Source organism: Pseudomonas alkylphenolica (assembly GCF_016009175.1).
GTDB lineage: Bacteria > Pseudomonadota > Gammaproteobacteria > Pseudomonadales > Pseudomonadaceae > Aquipseudomonas > Aquipseudomonas alkylphenolica_B.
Genome location: NZ_JADUCM010000006.1, coordinates 73,128 through 93,237, shown reverse-complemented (window position 1 = coordinate 93,237; position 20,110 = coordinate 73,128). Strand labels below are relative to the sequence as shown.

Annotated in this window: 22 protein-coding genes; all 22 read left to right on the top strand. The window is 61.2% G+C overall.

Annotated elements, in window-relative coordinates; translation table 11 throughout:
- The first annotated feature begins 61 nt into the window (after positions 1-61).
- The 22 genes from fliD to fliQ all read left to right on the top strand — a co-directional run bounded on the left by fliD (position 62) and on the right by fliQ (position 20,110).
- A complete protein-coding gene (gene fliD, locus I5S59_RS08380) occupies positions 62-1,465 on the top strand; it encodes a flagellar filament capping protein FliD (protein ID WP_197876203.1) in 1,404 nt (467 codons plus the stop codon).
- A gap of 154 nt (positions 1,466-1,619) precedes the next feature.
- Positions 1,620-2,015, top strand: coding sequence for a flagellar export chaperone FliS (fliS, locus tag I5S59_RS08375; protein WP_128324338.1), 396 nt, complete (start codon positions 1,620-1,622; stop codon positions 2,013-2,015).
- 9 nt (positions 2,016-2,024) lie between these two features.
- Positions 2,025-2,321 (top strand): flagellar protein FliT, encoded by a 297-nt coding sequence (locus tag I5S59_RS08370; RefSeq protein WP_197876202.1) that lies wholly within the window; start codon positions 2,025-2,027, stop codon positions 2,319-2,321.
- A gap of 170 nt (positions 2,322-2,491) precedes the next feature.
- The gene (fleQ, locus tag I5S59_RS08365; RefSeq protein WP_197876201.1) at positions 2,492-3,967 is read left to right on the top strand and encodes a sigma-54 dependent transcriptional regulator; all 1,476 of its coding nucleotides are present in this window, start codon (positions 2,492-2,494) and stop codon (positions 3,965-3,967) included.
- 204 nt (positions 3,968-4,171) lie between these two features.
- Positions 4,172-5,386 (top strand): sensor histidine kinase, encoded by a 1,215-nt coding sequence (locus tag I5S59_RS08360; protein ID WP_232239640.1) that lies wholly within the window; start codon positions 4,172-4,174, stop codon positions 5,384-5,386.
- Complete coding sequence (locus I5S59_RS08355; protein WP_197876200.1) at positions 5,383-6,753, top strand: sigma-54-dependent transcriptional regulator; 1,371 nt, start codon at positions 5,383-5,385, stop codon at positions 6,751-6,753. The genes I5S59_RS08360 and I5S59_RS08355 overlap by 4 nt, the downstream gene beginning before the upstream one ends.
- Before the next feature lie 120 nt (positions 6,754-6,873).
- Entirely contained in the window at positions 6,874-7,200 is a 327-nt protein-coding gene (fliE, locus tag I5S59_RS08350; protein ID WP_128324343.1) for a flagellar hook-basal body complex protein FliE, read from the top strand.
- 15 nt (positions 7,201-7,215) lie between these two features.
- On the top strand, positions 7,216-8,997 hold the full coding sequence (gene fliF / locus I5S59_RS08345; protein ID WP_197876199.1) for a flagellar basal-body MS-ring/collar protein FliF: 1,782 nt from the start codon (positions 7,216-7,218) through the stop codon (positions 8,995-8,997).
- Entirely contained in the window at positions 8,990-10,009 is a 1,020-nt protein-coding gene (gene fliG, locus I5S59_RS08340; RefSeq protein ID WP_038613367.1) for a flagellar motor switch protein FliG, read from the top strand. Before fliF ends, fliG begins: the two co-directional genes overlap by 8 nt.
- 29 nt (positions 10,010-10,038) lie before the next feature.
- The gene (gene fliH, locus I5S59_RS08335; protein ID WP_197876198.1) at positions 10,039-10,800 is read left to right on the top strand and encodes a flagellar assembly protein FliH; all 762 of its coding nucleotides are present in this window, start codon (positions 10,039-10,041) and stop codon (positions 10,798-10,800) included.
- Positions 10,790-12,157, top strand: coding sequence for a flagellar protein export ATPase FliI (gene fliI / locus I5S59_RS08330; RefSeq protein WP_197876197.1), 1,368 nt, complete (start codon positions 10,790-10,792; stop codon positions 12,155-12,157). Before fliH ends, fliI begins: the two co-directional genes overlap by 11 nt.
- A gap of 6 nt (positions 12,158-12,163) precedes the next feature.
- Positions 12,164-12,616, top strand: a complete 453-nt coding sequence (gene fliJ / locus I5S59_RS08325) for a flagellar export protein FliJ (protein WP_197876196.1) — start codon at positions 12,164-12,166, stop codon at positions 12,614-12,616.
- Between the two features lie 93 nt (positions 12,617-12,709).
- Positions 12,710-13,012, top strand: coding sequence for an STAS domain-containing protein (locus I5S59_RS08320; protein ID WP_128324348.1), 303 nt, complete (start codon positions 12,710-12,712; stop codon positions 13,010-13,012).
- An 8-nt stretch (positions 13,013-13,020) separates the two neighbouring features.
- On the top strand, positions 13,021-14,721 hold the full coding sequence (locus I5S59_RS08315) for an ATP-binding SpoIIE family protein phosphatase (RefSeq protein WP_197876195.1): 1,701 nt from the start codon (positions 13,021-13,023) through the stop codon (positions 14,719-14,721).
- Positions 14,722-14,746: 25 nt separating this feature from the next.
- Positions 14,747-15,094, top strand: a complete 348-nt coding sequence (locus I5S59_RS08310; protein ID WP_197876194.1) for an Hpt domain-containing protein — start codon at positions 14,747-14,749, stop codon at positions 15,092-15,094.
- Between the two features lie 81 nt (positions 15,095-15,175).
- Entirely contained in the window at positions 15,176-16,465 is a 1,290-nt protein-coding gene (locus I5S59_RS08305) for a flagellar hook-length control protein FliK (protein ID WP_197876193.1), read from the top strand.
- A gap of 154 nt (positions 16,466-16,619) precedes the next feature.
- Positions 16,620-17,117, top strand: coding sequence for a flagellar basal body-associated protein FliL (fliL, locus tag I5S59_RS08300; protein ID WP_197876192.1), 498 nt, complete (start codon positions 16,620-16,622; stop codon positions 17,115-17,117).
- Between the two features lie 9 nt (positions 17,118-17,126).
- Positions 17,127-18,095, top strand: coding sequence for a flagellar motor switch protein FliM (fliM, locus tag I5S59_RS08295; protein WP_128324353.1), 969 nt, complete (start codon positions 17,127-17,129; stop codon positions 18,093-18,095).
- Positions 18,096-18,143: 48 nt separating this feature from the next.
- Complete coding sequence (fliN, locus tag I5S59_RS08290) at positions 18,144-18,614, top strand: flagellar motor switch protein FliN (RefSeq protein ID WP_197876191.1); 471 nt, start codon at positions 18,144-18,146, stop codon at positions 18,612-18,614.
- Complete coding sequence (gene fliO / locus I5S59_RS08285) at positions 18,615-19,067, top strand: flagellar biosynthetic protein FliO (RefSeq protein ID WP_197876190.1); 453 nt, start codon at positions 18,615-18,617, stop codon at positions 19,065-19,067.
- Entirely contained in the window at positions 19,067-19,819 is a 753-nt protein-coding gene (gene fliP / locus I5S59_RS08280; protein WP_197876189.1) for a flagellar type III secretion system pore protein FliP, read from the top strand. The genes fliO and fliP overlap by 1 nt, the downstream gene beginning before the upstream one ends.
- Before the next feature lie 21 nt (positions 19,820-19,840).
- A complete protein-coding gene (fliQ, locus tag I5S59_RS08275) occupies positions 19,841-20,110 on the top strand; it encodes a flagellar biosynthesis protein FliQ (RefSeq protein ID WP_128324357.1) in 270 nt (89 codons plus the stop codon).

Sequence of the window (20,110 nt, the reverse complement as noted above, 5' to 3'; positions counted from 1 at the left end):
GTGGTGTTTGATGTCGGGCTTGCAGGAGTGGGTCTGACGCGACAATGAGAGGGACAACAGCATGGCAAGCCCGATTACTTCCTCCACTGGCCTGGGTTCCGGTCTCGATATTTCCGGGATCGTCAAGGCGCTGGTTCAGTCTGATACCGCTGCCAAGCAGGCGCAGATCACCCGCCAGACCAGTAACAACAGTGCGATGATCTCCGGGATTGGTGCGCTGCGCAGTGCCCTCACGGCGTACCAAGACGCCATGAAAAAACTCAACGACAAAGATGCGCCGTCGTTCAATGCCTTTGCGGCAAAGTCTGCCAACGACGCGGTGATCAAAGTCACCTCCGGCAACACCGCCGTTGCAGGCGAGTACGACATCAAGGTCAAGCAGCTGGCGACCAGCTCGAAAGTGGCCAGCCAGGCCTACATCGAAGGTGCAGCCAAGTCGATCACCGCGGGTGAGCTGACCATCGGTCAAGGCACCAAAAGCTACAAGCTCACCATTGGTGATGGCGCCACCCTGCAAAGCGTGCGCGATCAGATCAACAAAGAGATGGGTGCCAATGGCATCAGTGCCAACATCGTGACTGGCAAGGACGGTACGCGCCTGGTGCTGTCGTCCACCACAACGGGTGAGAACACCGACCTAAAGCTGACGGGGATTCCCGAGCTTGAAATCGATGGCACCAAGCCCATGGCAACTGAAGGTGCCGGCTACATCACGGCCAAGACCCAGAACGCAGAACTGACCATCGACGGTCTGGTGGTCAACAGTGCGAGCAACACCATCAGCAACGCGATCAGCGGCCTGACCTTCGATCTGGTCTCCGCCACCCCTGTCGATGGTGCGGGCACCAAAGTCAGCGTAACGGCCAACAACGACGGCCTGAAAACGTCGATCCAGAGCTTCGTCGACGCCTACAACACGCTGCAAAAAGCAATCACCACGCTGACAGCCACCAGCCGTGACGAGAACGACAACCTGGTACTGGGCTCGCTGACCAACGACCCGACCACCCGCTCCCTGCTGGGTGATGTGCGCAAGGTGTTGACCGAAGTAGGGGCCGGCGATCAGCTGACCACCTTGAGCCAGCTGGGTATCAACACCCAGAAGGACGGTACGCTGGAGTTCAACAGCACCAAGTTCGATGCTGCGATGAACGACAAGAAGCTCGGCCCGGAAGTCCAGGAGCTGTTCACCGGGACCAACGGTATCTTCGAGCGCATGAACAAGGCGATCGACCCTTACAACGCCACCGATGGCAGCCTGGCCTCGCGCAAGACCAACCTGGACAAAACCGCCAAGGCGTTGAGTGACCAGCAAGAGGCACTGGATCGTCGTACCGAGTCGCTGACCGAATCGCTGACCAGGAAATATGTCGCACTGGATACGGCGCTGGGCAAGATGAAGGCTCAGGCGGATCAGATCACCTCGTTCTTCGATGCCATCAACGCGCAGGCTAAAAAGTCCTGATCGCGTAGCACGCCAAAGTCCTGATCGCGTAGCACGCCAAAAGCCCGGCAGCGTCAGTCTGATGCGCCGGGCTTTTTCTTTTGCCTTAAAGTTTTTTGACGCGCAGGCGATATAAGCGGTATACGAAACCTTTTTAGTTGTGACGAGGTAGAACATGAACCCTATGTTGGCCCTTCGGCAGTACCAGAAAGTCAATGGCGTGGCCCAGACCTCTGAGGCCAGCCCCCATCGTCTGGTGCAAATGCTGATGCAGGGCGGCCTTGACCGCATTGCCCAGGCTAAGGGCGCCATGGCGCGTAACGATATTGCCCAGCGCGGCATTCTCATCGGCAAGGCCATTGGCATTGTTGGCGGCCTGCGTGAGGGCCTGGATCTGGACAACCATGCGGACACGCTGACCGATCTGGACAACCTGTACGCCTACATGAGCAAGCGTCTGGTCGAGGCAAATGTGCAGAATGACCCGGAGATCCTCAATGAGGTCGCCCGGCTGCTGATTACTGTCAAGGAAGGCTGGGACGCAATTGGCGATCAACCCGCCGATATCTAGGAGGTTGTGATGAGTGTCGTGCTCGAGCGTATCGAACAAACCCGCGCAGCATTGCTGGGTGCCCTAGACAGTCGCGACTGGGAGGCGATCAGCGAGCTCGATGTCAGCATCAGGTTGTGTGTCGACGATGTATTGGCGGAGGCGTCGGTCAATGAAGCGGTGCTGCGTAGCAGTCTTGAGGAGTTGCTCGGGGTCTACCGACAATTAATTGCGGTTGCAAGTGACGAGCGTCAAACAATAGTCAACGAGATGACGCAGTTCCGACAAGCCAAAAACGCGGCAAAGGTATACCATTTGTTCAGCTGACGCTGGGCAAAACCGGAAACAGGGCGCCATAAATTTGACCCTGAACGGTTTTTTGACTTAACTAGTGGCTGTTTTCACAATTCAGACGTCCGAACACTGATCGTTCAGTCGGAATGATGTCGAGCAAGCCCTTTGCGGGGCGCCGAGATGACTAGGGAAGTTGCTATTGCATGTGGCGTGAAACCAAAATTTTGCTGATCGATGACGATAGCGTTCGCCGCCGCGACCTGGCGGTGGTACTCAATTTTCTCGGCGAAGAAAATCTCACCTGCTCAAGCCAAGACTGGCAGCAGGCTGTCGAATCGTTGTCATCCAGTCGTGAAGTACTCTGTGTCCTGATCGGGACCGTAAATGCTCCGGCAAGTCTGTTGAGCGTGCTTAAGACAGTGGCTGCGTGGGATGAGTTCCTTCCGGTTTTGCTTTTAGGCGAAATTTCTTCAGCCGAGCTTCCGGAAGAGCTGCGTCGTCGGGTGCTGTCCAACCTCGAAATGCCGCCGAGCTACAGCAAGTTGCTCGATTCGCTGCATCGCGCCCAGGTCTATCGCGAGATGTACGACCAGGCCCGCGAGCGCGGTCGCCAGCGCGAGCCGAACCTGTTCCGCAGCCTGGTGGGCACCAGTCGAGCCATTCAGCATGTGCGGCAGATGATGCAGCAGGTGGCGGATACTGACGCCAGCGTGCTGATCCTCGGCGAGTCCGGTACCGGCAAGGAAGTGGTGGCGCGCAACCTGCACTATCACTCCAAGCGCCGCGAAGCGCCGTTCGTGCCGGTCAACTGCGGTGCAATCCCGGCCGAGTTGCTGGAAAGCGAACTGTTCGGCCATGAGAAAGGTGCCTTTACCGGTGCCATCACCAGCCGTGCTGGACGCTTCGAGCTGGCCAACGGTGGCACGCTGTTCCTCGATGAAATCGGTGACATGCCCCTGCCGATGCAGGTCAAGCTGTTGCGCGTACTGCAAGAGCGGACGTTCGAGCGGGTCGGCAGCAACAAGACCCAGGGCATCGACGTGCGCATCATCGCCGCGACCCACAAGAACCTCGAGAGCATGATCGAGGCGGGCACCTTCCGCGAAGACCTGTACTACCGTCTCAATGTCTTCCCGATCGAGATGGCTCCGCTGCGTGAGCGCGTCGAGGACATTCCGCTGCTGATGAACGAACTGATTTCGCGCATGGAACACGAAAAGCGCGGGTCGATCCGTTTCAATTCGGCAGCGATCATGTCGCTGTGCCGTCATGGCTGGCCGGGCAACGTCCGTGAGCTGGCCAACCTGGTGGAGCGCATGGCGATCATGCACCCCTATGGGGTGATCGGTGTGTCGGAACTGCCGAAAAAATTCCGCTACGTCGATGACGAAGACGAGCATCTGGTCGACAGCCTGCGTTCGGACCTGGAAGAACGTGTGGCAATCAATGGCAGTTCGCCGAGTTTTGCCACGCACGCCATGCTTCCGCCAGAAGGGCTGGACCTCAAGGACTACCTCGGCGGTCTGGAGCAGGGGCTTATCCAGCAGGCGCTGGATGATGCCAACGGTATCGTCGCCCGGGCTGCTGAGCGTTTGCGTATCCGCCGTACGACGCTGGTGGAAAAAATGCGCAAGTACGGCATGAGCCGTCGTGATGGAGACGAACAGGCGGAGGATTGACGCCTGCCTCGCCGTGACGGAGCGCAGGGATGCTCCCGTCATGGTAATACCCTTATCTTTTCAAGGGCTGTAACGCCCGCCTCATCGGTGTTTGCCGTTACTCTGCGGTCCCCGACACTACCCGCCTCGCACTATCCGGCACGGCTATTGCTACTACGCAGACAACATACCGTTTTATGACGGTCAGTCACGCGAGAGAGCACGATGCCCCAGGCCGCCCCCATCTCCTGTGTCCCTGATTCGAAGGGGCAGAACGCCGCCGAACAGGAAAGCCGTCTCGGGTTGGAACAGGCCTTTGCCATGTTCGACCAGGTCTCCAATCAGCTGAGCGAATCCTATAGCTTGCTTGAAGCGCGGGTCACCGAGCTCAAGGGTGAGCTGGCGGTGGTCAGTGCCCAGCGCATGGCCGAGCTTGCCGAGAAGGAGCGGTTGGCCAATCGCCTGCAAAACCTGCTCGACCTGTTGCCCGGTGGCGTCATTGTCATTGACGCCAATGGCCGGGTGCGCGAAGCGAATCCTGCTGCCTGCGAGCTCTTGGGCGAGCCGTTGGTGGGCGAGTTGTGGCGGCAGGTGATTGCCCGCAGTTTTGCCCCGCGTGAAGACGATGGTCATGAAGTATCGCTGCGCGACGGACGTCGCCTGTCGATCGCCACGCGCTCGCTGGATGCCGAGCCGGGCCAGTTGGTGCTGCTCAACGACCTCACCGAAACCCGTCGCCTGCAGGGCCAGCTGGCTCGCCATGAGCGTTTGTCGTCGCTCGGGCGGATGGTGGCTTCGCTGGCGCATCAGATCCGTACGCCATTGTCGGCGGCGCTGCTGTACGCCAGTCACCTGGCCGAGCAGAACCTGCCGCTGGAAACCCAGCAGCGCTTTGCCGGCAACCTCAAGGAGCGCCTGCATGAGCTGGAGCACCAGGTACGCGACATGCTGGTGTTTGCCCGCGGCGAACTGCCGTTGACCGACCGGATCACGCCCAAGGCGCTGTTCCAGTCGCTGCAACAGGCCGCTCAGGCACATGTCCAGGGGCACGCGGTGCGCTGGCAGTGCGACAGTCATCTGGGCGAGTTGCTGTGCAATCGCGACACCCTGGTCGGTGCCTTGCTCAACCTGGTGGAAAATGCGTTGCAGGCCAGCAGCGAGCCGGTTCGCCTGAAGGTGCACCTGTATCGCCGTGGTCAGCTGCTGCGCCTGTGCATCAGTGATGCCGGTGCCGGTATCGACAGTGCGTTGCTGGCGCGCCTGGGGGAACCCTTCCTGACCACCAAGCCGACCGGCACCGGCCTTGGCCTGGCGGTGGTCAATGCGGTGGCACGGGCCCATCAGGGTGCCTTGCAATTACGATCACGGCCGGGCCGTGGTACGTGTGCGTTGGTCACGTTGCCGTTGATCGACGCGATGAAAATGGAGATTGAGCAATGAAGGCAATCAAGGTGCTGCTGGTCGAGGACGATCGGGCACTGCGTCAGGCCTTGGGCGACACCCTTGAGCTGGGCGGCTTTGACTATCAAGCGGTGGGGTCGGCCGAAGAGGCGCTGCAAGCCGTTGCTGCAGAGGCTTTCAGTCTGGTCGTCAGCGACGTCAACATGCCTGGCATGGACGGGCATCAGTTGCTGGCGCTGTTGCGTGCACGTCAGCCGCAATTGCCGGTGCTGCTGATGACGGCGCATGCTGCCGTTGAGCGTGCCGTTGAGGCCATGCGCCAAGGGGCGGTGGATTATCTGGTCAAACCGTTTGAGCCGCGGGCCTTGCTTGATCTGGTTGCGCGCCATGCCCTCGGGGTGCTGGCTGCTTCGGCGGATGAGGGGCCTGTGGCCTGCGAGCCGGCCAGTGCGCAATTACTGGAGCTGGCCGCGCGGGTGGCGCGTAGCGATTCCACGGTGCTGATCTCGGGTGAGTCGGGCACCGGTAAAGAGGTGCTGGCGCGCTACATTCATCAGCAGTCCACGCGCGCGACGCAGCCCTTTGTGGCCATCAACTGCGCGGCGATTCCGGACAACATGCTGGAAGCAACGCTGTTCGGGCATGAGAAGGGTTCCTTCACCGGCGCCATCGCCGCCCAGGCGGGCAAGTTCGAGCAGGCCGATGGCGGCACGCTGTTGCTCGATGAAATCTCCGAGATGCCTCTGGGGTTGCAGGCCAAATTGCTGCGCGTATTGCAGGAGCGGGAAGTGGAGCGGGTGGGTGGGCGCAAACCTATCGCACTGGACATCCGCGTGGTGGCGACCACCAACCGTGACCTGGCCGGCGAGGTGGCAGCGGGGCGTTTTCGTGAGGACCTGTTCTATCGCCTCTCGGTGTTCCCGCTGGCGTGGAGGCCGTTGCGTGAGCGCAGCGCCGACATTCTGCCGCTCGCCGAGCGATTGCTGGCGCGCCACGTCAATAAAATGAAGCACGCTGCGGTGCGCCTGTCGCCCGAGGCCCGGGCCTGCCTGCAAGGCTATGCCTGGCCGGGTAACGTGCGCGAGCTGGACAACGCCGTGCAGCGTGCGTTGATCCTGCAGCAGGGTGGCGTGATCGAGGCGGCGGATTTTTGTCTGGCCGGTGCCATGCCGACCTTTGCCTCCCCGGTTGTTCAGTCGGCGCCAGCGATACCCGAGGCCAGCGGCCTGGGTGATGACATGCGTCGTCACGAGTTCCAGATGATCATCGATACCCTGCGTTCCGAGCGAGGCCGGCGCAAGGAAGCCGCCGAACGCCTGGGTATCAGCCCGCGCACCCTGCGCTACAAGCTGGCGCAAATGCGCGATGCCGGCATGGATGTCGAGGCCAGCCTGTACGCCAGTTGAAGGGTATGAATATTCGCGCTTTTGTTGGTGCGGCAGGTAGAGCTGGCACTTTTGTTGCTAAGTCCTGCCTATCCGCTGCGTGAGTGTCAAAAAAATGCGGGCCGTCGGAGAGAGAAGTCCATGAGCCAAGGTGTTGAGTTTAATCGATTGATGTTGGACATGCGGGCCATGCAGATGGACGCCATGTCGATGCCGAAAACGGCAGCCGCGCCCGAGCTCGGTTCGAGCAACTTTGCCGACATGCTGGGTCAGGCCATCAACAAGGTCAGTGACACCCAACAGGCTTCCACGCAGCTGGCCAATGCATTCGAGATCGGCAAAAGCGGTGTCGATCTGACCGACGTGATGATCGCCTCGCAGAAGGCCTCCGTCTCCTTTCAAGCCTTGACCCAGGTGCGTAACAAGCTGGTTCAGGCGTATCAAGACATCATGCAGATGCCGGTATAAGGGCGAGATTGAGTCATGGCCGAAGCAGTCGTCGATAACGTGCCCGCCAAAGGCAGCGCAACAGCGCCCAAGCCGCCGTTGTTCGGCATGTCGTTCCTGGAGAACATCTCGCAGATGCCCATGCTGCGCCAGGTGGGCCTGCTGGTGGGCCTTGCCGCGAGCGTGGCGATCGGTTTTGCCGTGGTGCTCTGGTCGCAGCAACCCGACTACCGGCCGCTGTACGGCAGCCTGGCGGGGATGGACACCAAGCAGGTCATGGACACCCTGGCAGCTGCTGATATCGCCTATAACGTCGAGCCCAATTCAGGCGCCTTGCTGGTCAAGGCCGATGACCTGTCGCGTGCGCGCCTGAAACTGGCGGCTGCCGGTGTGGCGCCTGGCGACGGTAATGTCGGCTTCGAGATTCTCGACAAGGACCAGGGCCTGGGCACCAGCCAGTTCATGGAAGCTACCCGTTATCGTCGTGGCCTTGAAGGTGAGCTGGCGCGGACCATTTCCAGCCTGAACAACGTCAAGGGCGCGCGCGTGCACCTGGCAATCCCGAAAAGCTCGGTGTTCGTGCGTGACGAGCGTCGTCCAAGTGCTTCGGTACTGGTCGAGCTGTATCCGGGCCGTGCGCTGGAAGCCGGTCAGGTGATGGCGATTGTCAATCTGGTGGCAACCAGTGTGCCGGAGCTGGACAAGTCGCAGGTCACTGTTGTCGATCAGAAGGGCAGCCTGCTCTCCGACCAGATCGGCAACTCCGAGCTGACCATGGCCGGCAAGCAGTTCGACTACAGCCGGCGCATGGAAGGCATGCTCACCCAGCGTGTGCACAACATCCTGCAGCCTGTGCTCGGTAACGACCGGTACAAGGCCGAAGTGTCGGCGGATGTCGACTTCAGTGCGGTCGAGTCGACTTCCGAGCAGTTCAACCCTGATCAGCCGGCACTGCGCAGCGAGCAGTCGGTGAATGAACAGCGCTCCAGCAGCATGGGCCCTCAAGGTGTGCCGGGCGCGCTCAGCAACCAGCCACCAGGGCCGGCGTCAGCGCCACAGACCACTGGCGGCGCGCAACCTGCCACCGCAGCCATCCAGCCGGGGCAACCGCTGCTCGATGCCAACGGCCAGCAGATCATGGATCCGGCCACCGGCCAGCCGATGCTCGCGCCGTATCCTGCCGACAAGCGTTCGCAGTCGACCAAGAACTTCGAGCTGGACCGTTCCATCAGTCATACCCGTCAGCAGCAGGGCCGCCTGAGTCGTTTGTCGGTGGCTGTGGTGGTCGACGATCAGGTCAAGATCGACCCGGCGACGGGCGATACCACCCGTGCCCCATGGGGCACCGAAGACCTGGCGCGCTTTACCCGCCTGGTGCAGGACGCGGTGGGCTTCGATGCCAGTCGTGGCGACAGTGTCAGCGTCATCAACGTGCCGTTTGCTGCTGACCGTGGTGAAGTGATCACCGAGATTCCGTTCTACTCGCAGCCCTGGTTCTGGGACATCATCAAGCAGGTCATGGGTGTGCTGTTCATCCTGGTGCTGGTGTTCGGTGTGCTGCGTCCGGTACTTAACAACATCACCGGCAATGGCAAGCAGGGCGCCGGTGCCGATGGCGACATGGAACTGGGCGGCATGCTCGGTCTGGATGGCGAACTGGCCAACGACCGCGTTAGCCTGGGTGGTCCGCAAAGCATTCTGCTGCCAAGCCCGAGCGAGGGTTACGACGCGCAGCTCAATGCAATCAAGAGCCTGGTGGCCGAAGACCCGGGTCGTGTGGCCCAGGTCGTGAAAGAGTGGATCAACGCCGATGAGTGATAACCGAGCCCTTACCGCGAAACTGACCCGGGTCGACAAGGCGGCAATCCTGCTCCTGTCCCTGGGGGAAACCGATGCTGCGCAGGTGCTGCGCCACATGGGGCCCAAGGAAGTGCAGCGCGTCGGTGTGGCCATGGCGCAGATGGGCAATGTCCATCGCGAGCAGGTTGAACAGGTGATGAGTGAGTTCGTCGAGATCGTCGGCGACCAGACCAGCCTGGGCGTCGGCTCTGACGGCTACATCCGCAAGATGCTTACCCAGGCGCTGGGTGAAGACAAGGCCAACGGCCTGATCGACCGCATCCTGCTCGGTGGCAACACCAGCGGCCTGGACAGCCTCAAGTGGATGGAGCCGCGTGCCGTGGCCGACGTCATTCGCTACGAGCACCCACAGATCCAGGCGATCGTGGTGGCCTACCTGGACCCGGACCAGGCTGGTGAAGTACTGGGTAACTTCGACCACAAGGTGCGCCTGGACATCATCCTGCGGGTTTCCTCGCTCAATACCGTACAGCCGGCGGCGCTCAAGGAGCTCAACCAGATCCTCGAGAAGCAGTTCTCCGGCAACTCCAATGCGGCGCGCACCACGCTGGGTGGTATCAAGCGTGCAGCCGACATCATGAACTTCCTCGACAGCTCGGTGGAAGGCCAGCTGATGGATGCGATCCGTGATATCGACGGCGACCTGTCCGAGCAGATCGAAGACCTGATGTTCGTCTTCAACAACCTCGCCGATGTCGACGACCGTGGTATCCAGGCGCTGTTGCGCGAAGTTTCTTCCGATGTGCTGGTGGTTTCGCTCAAGGGTGCGGACGAGAAGGTCAAGGACAAGATCTTCAAGAACATGTCCAAGCGTGCCTCCGAGCTGCTGCGCGACGACCTGGAGGCCAAGGGGCCGGTACGGGTCAGCGACGTCGAAACGGCGCAAAAAGAAATCCTCACCATCGCCCGCCGTATGGCCGAAGCAGGAGAAATCGTGCTCGGTGGCAAGGGCGGCGAAGAGATGATCTAAAGTCCGCGATTCTTTGAGTGCGTGCAATCATGTCGACCAACGAGCACCTGAGCGAACTGATTCGCGCCAACGAGGTTGAAGGCTTCGATCGCTGGGCGCTGCCCAGCTTCGATCCACAACCGGAGCCCGAGCCCGAACCCGAGCCTGAAGTGGTTCAGGAGGAAATCGAGGAGGTGCCGCTGGAGGAAGTCCAGCCACTGACCCTCGAAGAGCTTGAGAGCATCCGCCAGGATGCCTACAACGAAGGCTTTGCCATCGGTGAGCGGGAAGGTTTTCACAGCACCCAGCTCAAGGTTCGCCAGGAGGCTGAAGTGGCCCTGGCGGCCAAGCTGGCCAGCCTTGAGCAGTTGATGGGCAACCTGCTTGAGCCGATTGCCGAGCAAGACAGCCAGATCGAGAAAGCCCTGGTCAACCTGGTCGCGCACATGGCCCGCGAGGTCATCGGTCGCGAGCTGCGCATCGATTCCGGGCAGATCACCCAGGTGTTGCGCGAAGCGTTGAAGCTGCTGCCCATGGGCGCCGAGAACATCCGCATTCATATCAATCCGCAGGACTTCGAGCAGGCCAAAGCCTTGCGCGAGCGTCATGAAGAACGCTGGAAGCTGCTTGAGGATGAAGCCCTGTTGCCGGGCGGCTGCCGGATTGAAACCGACCATAGCCGCATCGATGCGACCATGGAAACCCGACTCGAGAAAGCCTTGGCGCAACTGTTCGATCAGTTGCACGACCAGGGCTTGCACCCGGCAGCGCCTGACCTGACGGTCGAGCTGGACACCGCCGATGCGCCTTGAACGCACCAGCTTCGCCAAGCGCCTGGGTACCTATGCCGACACCGTGAAACTGCCCGCTCAGCCGGTAGTCGAAGGCCGCCTGCTGCGCATGGTCGGTTTGACCCTGGAGGCTGAAGGCCTGCGCGCGGCAATCGGTAGCCGCTGCGTAGTGATCAATGATGACAGCCACCACCCGGTGCGGGTCGAAGCAGAAGTCATGGGCTTTTCCGGCACCAAGGTGTTCCTGATGCCGGTCGGCAGTGTCGCCGGTATTGCACCGGGCGCGCGCGTGGTGCCGCTGGCTGACAGCGGGCGGCTGCCCATGGGCATGAGCATGCTTGGACGGGTGCTTGACGGCGCCGGGCGCGCGCTGGATGGCAAGGGTGGCATGAAGGCCGAAGACTGGGTGCCCATGGATGGTCCGACTATCAACCCGCTCAATCGTGACCCCATCAGCCAGCCACTGGATGTCGGCATTCGCAGCATCAACGGTTTGCTCACGGTCGGTCGCGGTCAGCGTCTGGGCCTGTTTGCCGGTACCGGCGTCGGCAAGAGTGTGCTGCTGGGGATGATGACCCGCTTCACCGAGGCCGACATCATCGTGGTTGGCCTGATTGGTGAGCGGGGCCGTGAGGTGAAGGAATTCATCGAGCACATTCTCGGCACCGAGGGCCTCAAGCGCTCGGTGGTCGTGGCTTCTCCGGCGGACGATGCGCCGCTGATGCGTCTGCGTGCGGCGATGTACTGCACGCGCATTGCCGAATATTTTCGCGACAAGGGCAAGAATGTCCTGTTACTGATGGACTCACTGACCCGTTTTGCCCAGGCCCAGCGGGAAATCGCCCTGGCCATCGGCGAACCGCCCGCCACTAAAGGCTATCCGCCCTCAGTGTTTGCCAAACTGCCCAAATTGGTCGAGCGTGCCGGTAACGGCGAGGCCGGCGGTGGCTCGATTACCGCGTTCTATACCGTGCTCTCCGAAGGTGACGATCAGCAGGACCCGATTGCCGACTCGGCGCGTGGTGTGCTCGACGGGCATATCGTCCTGTCCCGGCGCCTGGCTGAAGAAGGGCATTACCCGGCCATCGATATCGAAGCCTCGATCAGTCGGGTCATGCCGCAGGTGGTCAGCCCGGACCAGATGCGCGAGGCGCAGCAGTTCAAGCAGCTGTGGTCGCGCCTGTCGCAAAGTCGCGACCTGATCAGTGTCGGTGCCTACGTGGCCGGCGGCGATGCCGAAACCGACCTGGCCATTGCCTTGCAACCGAAGCTGGTGCATTTCCTGCGTCAGGGACTGAACGACAATGTCGGCATGCAGCAAAGTCGCGAGCACCTGGCCAGCGTCTTTGCGCAGCCCAAATCCGACACCGGCGGCTGATAGCTCATGGCTCAGTCCAGCCGTGCGGCGCGCCTGGCGCCGGTCGTGGAGATGGCCGAAAACGCCGAGCGTCAGGCCGCTCAGCGCCTGGGGCAGTTCCAGCAGCAGGTGAACCTGGCGCAGGCCAAGCTCGCCGAACTCGACCGCTTTCGCGCAGATTATCAGTTGCAATGGATTGATCGGGGCGGGCAAGGCGTTTCCGGCAGCTGGCTGGTCAATTACCAGCGCTTTCTCGGTCAGCTGGAGAGCGCGATGACCCAGCAGCGCCAAAGCCTGGCCTGGCACCAGAACAACCTCAACAATGCCCGCGGCACCTGGCAGCAGGCGTATGCCCGGGTCGAAGGGTTGCGCAAGCTGGTTCAGCGCTACATCGACGAAGCGCGGCTGATCGAGGACAAGCGCGAGCAAAAGCTGCTCGACGAATTGTCCCAGCGTCTTCCGCGCCATGACCGCTACTGAAGCCCGCCATGATTGCCCGGGCTTGCTGCGCGGTGGGCGGGCTGCTAAACCTGTTGGATGACTGCATGGGTCGTAACGGAAAGGACTGCCACTATGGGCGTTATCTCTGAGTTGTCCCAGGATGGGAAAAAGCTGACGATCAAGGTCAAGGGCCGCTTTGATTTTGGCAAGCATCAGGAGTTTCGCGAGGCCTACGAGCGCAACGCACAGCCGGCCTCGGTGGTGGTCGACTTGAAGGAGGCCACTTACCTCGACAGCTCGGCGCTGGGCATGCTGCTGTTGCTGCGCGATCACGTCGGTGGCGATGACTCGGAAATTCGTGTCGTCAACACCAGTTCGGATGTTCGCAAGATCCTCGCCATTTCCAATTTCGACAAACTGTTCGATATCAGTTGAGCCAGGCCATGCCTGACGCAGTCTTGACGGTGTTGATCGCCGAAGACAGTGCGACCGACCGTATGCTGCTGGCGCGTATCGTCAGCAGGCAGGGGCATGCAGTGCTCACCGCTGAAAACGGCGAGCAGGCGGTGGCGCTGTTCGCCGAGCAACGGCCGCAGCTGGTGTTGCTGGATGCGCTGATGCCGGTCATGGATGGCTTTGAGGCCGCCCGGCAAATCAAGGCGCTGGCGGGCGAGGCGCTGATACCGATCATCTTTCTGACCTCGTTGAGCGAAGAAGAGGCATTGGTGCGGTGCCTGGAGGCGGGCGGAGACGATTTTCTGGCAAAGCCCTACAGCCCGGTGATTCTCGCCGCCAAGATCAAGGCCATGGATCGCCTGCGCCGGCTGCAGGCGACCGTGCTGGAGCAGCGTGACCAGATTGCCCACCATCACCATCATTTGCTCAATGAGCAGCGCGTGGCAAAGGCAGTGTTCGACAAGGTGGCGCATGCCGGTTGCCTGAGCTCACCCAATATCCGTTACCTGCAGTCGCCCTACGCGCTGTTCAACGGCGACCTGTTGCTGGCCGCCTTCACCCCGTCCGGCGACATGCATGTGCTGCTGGGGGATTTCACCGGCCATGGTTTGCCCGCGGCAGTTGGCGCCATGCCCTTGGCCGAAGTGTTCTATGGCATGACCGCCAAGGGCTATGGCCTGGCGGAAACCCTGCGCGAGATGAACGCCAAGCTCAAGCGCATCCTGCCTGTGGATATGTTCTGCTGCGCGCTGCTGCTCAACCTGAGCTTTTCTCGGCGAATGGTAGAGGTCTGGAACGGCGGCATGCCCGACGGCTATGTGTTGAGCGCTGACGGTGGCGAGCCGTTGCCACTGGTGTCCCGGCATTTGCCGTTGGGGGTGCTGGCGCCGGAGCGGTTCGACGATTCCACGCAGGTACTGCCGCTGGCGCTGGGTCAACGCCTGTTCCTGCTGTCGGATGGCGTGGTTGATACCAGTGACGACAACGATCAGCTGTTCGGGGTCGAGCGGCTGCGCCAGATACTGGTCGCCAATCAGCAGCCGCAGTTGCTGTTTGAGGAAGTGCTTGGGGCGCTGGAGGCGTTTCGTGGGCGTTGCCGTGATGACGTGAGCCTGCTGGAGATCGGGATCGTTGATCCGGATGCCTTGTCGCCACCGCCGATGGCTTATTCCGATAGTGGCCAGTGTGCACCGCTGGACTGGTCGTTGCAGTTCGAGTTTCGTGCCGACACGCTCAAACGCTTCAATCCGTTGCCCTACTTGCTGCAGTTGTTGCAAGAGATACATGGCCTGCGCGCCCAGAGTGGCGCTTTGCACAGTGTCCTCAATGAGTTGTATTCCAATGCCCTGGAACACGGAGTGCTGGGGCTGGATTCGGCGCTCAAGCGTGATGCCCGGGGATTTGCCGAGTATTACCGGCAGCGCAACGAGCGCTTGCAGGCGCTGAACAGCGGCTATATTCGATTGAGTCTGCGTGTTGAGCCGCATGGCCCCGGTGGGCGGCTGATTATCGAGGTGGAAGACAGTGGCAAGGGCTTTGATGTACATACAGTGCTTGCACGTCCATTGATCGAGCAGGGCTTGTATGGGCGCGGGCTTAACCTGATACGGCGGCTGAGCCGGCGTGTGGAGTGGGCTGACGAGGGGCGGCGCGTATGCGTGGAGTTCACCTGGGAGGCTCTGGCATAATCCAGCTTGATCAAGGAGTGAGCAAGTGTCCGATATCCACATCGATCGTAACGTGCTGCGTGACCTGCAAGAGGTCATGGAGGAAGGTTACGTGTGTTTGCTGGAAACCTTTCTGATTGACTCCGACAAGCGCCTGAGTCAGTTGCATGAGGCCAAGAATGCTGCAGAGCTTGGCCATGCGGCGCACAGTTTCAAAGGCAGCAGCAGCAACATGGGGGCGTTGGCGCTGGCTGCGCTGTGCCAGCAGCTGGAGGCGCGCGTCAAGCAACAGCCGTTGTACGGCATCGAGGATCTGATCAATCAGATTGATCGCGAGTACGAATTGGTTCGTCACTTGTATGCCGAAGAACGCCATCGCGTATCCATTGGCTGAATGCCATCTTTGAAACTGGCGCGACTTTTGCTGCGTCATTCTCAACTTACGCTTACTACACGCCGTCGCGGAGATTTTCACATGCCTGTCGCTTCCAACCCACTGCTGCAAAACAGTGTCGCGACAAAACCTTCACGGGCTGTAGTCAATCAGCCGGACAAGGCGCTGCAGGCTTCTAACGACAAGGCTTCGGGCTTTTCCAGTGTGTACGCCCAGCAATCTCGGGAGACCGGCGCTGATGCGCTCAAGCGGGGCAAAGGTGTAGCTGGCGGCAAAGAGGTGGTTGACGGCAAGGAAGATGCCGCCGACAAGCGCAACATTGCCGACAGCGGCAAAACCTTGCCTGATGACCCGGACGCCGGCGTCGATGAGCTGGGGCAGACTACTGAGCCGGCCCTGCTCGACCCCAATCTGGTGGCCGGTCAGGTGACGGATGCGCAGCCTGGGGCCCAATTGATCCAGGCGCAGGCCGAAGCCGTGGCACCGGTGGTCCAGGCGGCGCAGTTGCAGGCTCAGGTGGCGCCTGCCGCCGTGCTCCCGGGCGAGCCTGAGTTTGACCCGGAAGCCGCCCCGCTGGCCGATCTGCCTGCCTTGCGCATGGCGCTGGAGCAAAGCGCACAGGCGCAAGGCACCACCTCGGCACACGCCGCCAGCAAATCGACAGGCGCGCAGCCTGAAGCCGCGTCTGCCCAGCCTGCCGTCAATACCCTGGCGGCCTTGCTGGACAAGCCGGGCGCCGATGCCGAGTCGGGTGAGCCGGGCGACAAGGCCTTTGCCGGCTTGCTCGATGATGGCCTCAAGGACCTCAAAAGCGCCTCAAGCGATACACGCATTGACAACTTCGCCGAGCGCCTGGGCGCATTGACCCAGGCGGCTACGGCGAAAACCGCCAATGCCGTTCCATTGGCGGCGACCACCCTGCAACAACCCCTGGCGATGAATCAGGGCGGCTGGACCGAGGGTCTGGTCAACCGGGTGATGTACCTGTCCAGTCAAAGCCTGAAGTCCGCCGACATTCAACTGGAGCCCGCCGAGCTGGGGCGCCTGGATATTCGCGTACACCTGGCGCCCGAACAGCAGGCGCAGATTACTTTCACCAGTGGTCATGTCGGCGTGCGCGAGGCCCTGGAAAACCAGGTGCACCGGCTCAAGGAGATGTTCGCCCAGCAGGGGCTTGGTCAGCCTGATGTCAACGTTGCCGACCAGTCGCGTGGGCAGCAGCAACAGGGCCAGTCTGATTCGCCGCGCCTGAGTGGTGTGGCAGCGCGGCGCAATGAGGCTGATGGTGCGCAAGCCGAGGCTGCTGCAAGCGCCACTGCAGTCGAGCATCAGACGGTGATCGGTTCCAGCGCGGTCGATTACTACGCCTGACCGGTGTCACTGCTTCGCGGGTAAACCCGCTCCCACAGGTGCTGAGCTGGACCTGTGGGAGTGGATTTATCCGCGAAGGGGGCCTGATCTGGCATAACACTTGCTCCACCCTCGCCATGTGACTGAATTCTCCGATGAATGACGGAATATTGGCATGGCGAAGAGCGACGCAGAGAAAGACCCCGCCGCTAAAGGCAAACTCAAGCTGATCCTGTTGGTGGTGCTGGCACTGCTGCTGGCTATCGGCCTCTCGGTAGGTGCGACCTGGTTTTTCCTGCACAAGTCTGCAGACAAACCGGAAGCCGACCCGGCGCAGGTCAGCAACCTCAAGCCTGCGGCCATCTATGAGCCGCTGGCGCCCGCCTTTGTGGTCAATTTCAACCAGAACGGCCGCCAGCGCTACATGCAGGTGAGTATCACCTTGCAGGGGCGTGACCAGGCGGCGCTGGATGCGTTGAAAGTGCACATGCCGGTCATTCGCAACAACCTGGTGATGCTGTTTTCCGGTCAGGGTTTCGACACCCTGGCCAGCCCCGTGGGGCAGGAGATGCTGCGCCAGAAGGCGACCGCCAGTGTGCAGGAAGTCGCGCAGAAGGAAGTCGGCAAACCGGTCGTCGACCAGTTGCTGTTCACCAATTTCGTATTGCAGTAGGAGCCACAAATGGCCGTGCAGGACCTGCTGTCCCAGGACGAAATCGATGCCTTGTTGCATGGTGTCGATGACGGGTTGGTACAAACCGAGAGCAACGCCGAACCTGGCAGCGTCAAGAGCTATGACCTGACCAGTCAGGATCGCATCGTTCGCGGGCGTATGCCGACCCTGGAAATGATCAACGAGCGCTTCGCCCGCTACACCCGTATCAGCATGTTCAACCTGTTGCGTCGCTCCGCTGACGTGGCAGTCGGTGGCGTGCAGGTCATGAAGTTCGGCGAGTACGTGCATTCGCTGTATGTGCCGACCAGCCTCAACCTGGTGAAGATCAAGCCGCTGCGTGGCACGTCGCTGTTCATTCTCGACGCCAAACTGGTGTTCAAGCTGGTGGACAACTTCTTTGGCGGTGACGGTCGTCACGCCAAGATCGAAGGGCGTGAATTCACCCCGACCGAATTGCGTGTGGTGCGCATGGTGCTGGATCAGGCGTTTGTCGACCTCAAAGAAGCCTGGCAGGCGATCATGCCGGTCAACTTCGAGTACATCAACTCCGAGGTCAACCCGGCCATGGCCAACATCGTCGGGCCAAGTGAGGCGGTGGTGGTTTCTACCTTCCACATCGAGCTCGATGGCGGCGGCGGCGACCTGCACGTGACCATGCCGTACTCGATGATCGAGCCGGTGCGCGAAATGCTCGATGCCGGCTTTCAGTCCGACCTGGATGACCAGGACGAGCGCTGGATCAAGGCCCTGCGCGAAGACGTGCTGGATGTCAGCGTACCGCTGAGCGCCACGGTTGCCCGTCGTCAGCTGAAGCTGCGCGACATTTTGCACATGCAGCCGGGCGACGTGATTCCGGTCGAGCTGCCTGAGGAGCTGATCCTGCGGGCCAACGGCGTTCCGTCGTTCAAGGCCAAGCTGGGTTCGCACAAAGGCACCCTGGCCCTGCAGATTATTGATCCGATCGAGCGCCGCTGAGCGGCGCCGGTTGTTCCAACCCCGTATTGATTGCCCGTCGAGGACAAAATGGCTAACGAAAACGATATCACCTCTCCGGAAGAGCAAGCGCTGGCCGATGAGTGGGCCGCTGCGCTGGAAGAAACCGGCGACGGCGGTCAGGCCGATATTGATGCCTTGCTCGCTGCAGACGTTGGCGCTGGTGGCTCGTCCTCCAATCGCCTGCCGATGGAAGAATTCGGCAGCTCGCCGCGCAGCAATGAGCCGGTGAGCCTGGAAGGCCCGAACCTGGATGTGATCCTCGACATCCCGGTCAGTATTTCCATGGAAGTGGGCAGCACCGAAATCAACATCCGCAACCTGCTGCAACTCAACCAGGGCTCGGTGATCGAACTGGATCGCCTGGCGGGTGAGCCGCTGGACGTACTGGTCAACGGCACCTTGATTGCTCACGGTGAAGTAGTCGTGGTCAACGAAAAGTTCGGTATTCGCCTGACTGACGTGATCAGTCCGAGCGAACGCATCAAGAAGCTGCGCTGAGTGAGCCGTTTGTTGCCCCGCGCACTGGCGCTGGTTGCTGCGCTGTACGCGGATGTGGCCCTGGCAACCGTACAGCCGGCCGCCGCTGTGGTCGCGCCGGCCACCGGTGGCAGTGCTGCCGGCCAGTTGACGCAACTGGTGCTCGGGCTGCTGCTGGTACTGGGGCTGATCTTCCTTCTCGCCTGGTTGCTGCGCCGGGTGCAGGGCGCAGCGCCAGGCAGTGGTCAGGTGATCGAGATTCTCGGCAGCCGTTCGCTGGGGCCGCGGGATCGCCTGCTGCTGGTCCAGGTCGGCAAGGAGCAGATCCTGATCGGTCACTCGCCCGGCAGCATCGAGGCGCTACACGTCATGGCGGAGCCGGTCGATGTGCCGGCCGCTGCGCGCCAGGCAACACCAGAGTTCGCCCAGCGCCTGATGGAGCTGATGGGCAAGGATCAGAAGGGTAGGTCGTGATGGGCGCATTGCGCATGATGTTGACGCTGCTGTTGCTGTTGGCAGCGCCATTGGCCCTGGCTGCCGATCCGTTGTCGATTCCGGCCATTACCTTGTCCAGCGGTGCGGACGGGCAGCAGGAGTATTCGGTCAGCCTGCAGATCCTGCTGATCATGACGGCGCTGAGTTTCATTCCGGCGTTTGTCATCCTGATGACTAGCTTTACCCGCATCATCATTGTCTTCTCGATCCTGCGTCAGGCCCTGGGGCTGCAGCAGACGCCGTCGAACCAGATCCTCACGGGGATGGCGCTGTTCCTGACCATGTTCATCATGGCGCCGGTGTTCGACCGGGTGAACAAGGATGCCCTGCAGCCTTACCTGAACGAGCAGATGGTGGCGCAGGAAGCAATTGCCAAGGCGCAGGTGCCGCTCAAGGACTTCATGCTCGCCCAGACGCGCCAGAGTGACCTGGACCTGTTCATGCGCCTGTCCAAGCGAACCGACATTGCCAGCCCCGAGCAGGCGCCGTTGACCATCCTGGTGCCGGCATTTGTCACCTCGGAGCTGAAGACCGCGTTCCAGATCGGTTTCATGATCTTCATTCCGTTTCTGATCATCGACCTGGTGGTGGCCAGTGTGCTGATGGCCATGGGTATGATGATGCTCTCGCCGCTGATCATCTCGCTGCCATTCAAGATCATGCTGTTTGTGCTGGTGGATGGCTGGGCATTGATCATGGGTACCCTGGCCGGCAGTTTCGGCGGCGTTTGACGCCTCGAGGAGAAGTGGATCATGACCCCTGAAGTGGCTGTCGACCTGTTTCGTGATGCGCTGTGGCTGACCACGCTTATGGTCGCCGTGCTGGTGGTGCCGAGCCTGCTGGTGGGTCTGGTGGTGGCGATGTTCCAGGCCGCCACACAGATCAACGAACAGACCCTGAGCTTCTTGCCGCGCCTGTTGGTAATGCTGGTGACCCTGATCGTGGTCGGGCCCTGGTTGGTGCAGAAGTTCATGGAGTACATGCTGTCGTTGTACGGCAGCATTCCGCAGCTGATCGGCTGA

Excerpts from the sequence above, each read along its gene's own strand:
- fliD (WP_197876203.1), top strand. The coding sequence starts at position 62 with ATGGCAAGCCCGATTACTTCCTCCACTGGCCTGGGTTCCGGTCTCGAT.
- fliS (WP_128324338.1), top strand. The coding sequence starts at position 1,620 with ATGAACCCTATGTTGGCCCTTCGGCAGTACCAGAAAGTCAATGGCGTG.
- I5S59_RS08370 (WP_197876202.1), top strand. The coding sequence starts at position 2,025 with ATGAGTGTCGTGCTCGAGCGTATCGAACAAACCCGCGCAGCATTGCTG.
- fleQ (WP_197876201.1), top strand. The coding sequence starts at position 2,492 with ATGTGGCGTGAAACCAAAATTTTGCTGATCGATGACGATAGCGTTCGC.
- I5S59_RS08360 (WP_232239640.1), top strand. The coding sequence starts at position 4,172 with ATGCCCCAGGCCGCCCCCATCTCCTGTGTCCCTGATTCGAAGGGGCAG.
- I5S59_RS08355 (WP_197876200.1), top strand. The coding sequence starts at position 5,383 with ATGAAGGCAATCAAGGTGCTGCTGGTCGAGGACGATCGGGCACTGCGT.
- fliE (WP_128324343.1), top strand. The coding sequence starts at position 6,874 with ATGAGCCAAGGTGTTGAGTTTAATCGATTGATGTTGGACATGCGGGCC.
- fliF (WP_197876199.1), top strand. The coding sequence starts at position 7,216 with ATGGCCGAAGCAGTCGTCGATAACGTGCCCGCCAAAGGCAGCGCAACA.
- fliG (WP_038613367.1), top strand. The coding sequence starts at position 8,990 with ATGAGTGATAACCGAGCCCTTACCGCGAAACTGACCCGGGTCGACAAG.
- fliH (WP_197876198.1), top strand. The coding sequence starts at position 10,039 with ATGTCGACCAACGAGCACCTGAGCGAACTGATTCGCGCCAACGAGGTT.
- fliI (WP_197876197.1), top strand. The coding sequence starts at position 10,790 with ATGCGCCTTGAACGCACCAGCTTCGCCAAGCGCCTGGGTACCTATGCC.
- fliJ (WP_197876196.1), top strand. The coding sequence starts at position 12,164 with ATGGCTCAGTCCAGCCGTGCGGCGCGCCTGGCGCCGGTCGTGGAGATG.
- I5S59_RS08320 (WP_128324348.1), top strand. The coding sequence starts at position 12,710 with ATGGGCGTTATCTCTGAGTTGTCCCAGGATGGGAAAAAGCTGACGATC.
- I5S59_RS08315 (WP_197876195.1), top strand. The coding sequence starts at position 13,021 with ATGCCTGACGCAGTCTTGACGGTGTTGATCGCCGAAGACAGTGCGACC.
- I5S59_RS08305 (WP_197876193.1), top strand. The coding sequence starts at position 15,176 with ATGCCTGTCGCTTCCAACCCACTGCTGCAAAACAGTGTCGCGACAAAA.
- fliL (WP_197876192.1), top strand. The coding sequence starts at position 16,620 with ATGGCGAAGAGCGACGCAGAGAAAGACCCCGCCGCTAAAGGCAAACTC.
- fliM (WP_128324353.1), top strand. The coding sequence starts at position 17,127 with ATGGCCGTGCAGGACCTGCTGTCCCAGGACGAAATCGATGCCTTGTTG.
- fliN (WP_197876191.1), top strand. The coding sequence starts at position 18,144 with ATGGCTAACGAAAACGATATCACCTCTCCGGAAGAGCAAGCGCTGGCC.
- fliP (WP_197876189.1), top strand. The coding sequence starts at position 19,067 with ATGGGCGCATTGCGCATGATGTTGACGCTGCTGTTGCTGTTGGCAGCG.
- fliQ (WP_128324357.1), top strand. The coding sequence starts at position 19,841 with ATGACCCCTGAAGTGGCTGTCGACCTGTTTCGTGATGCGCTGTGGCTG.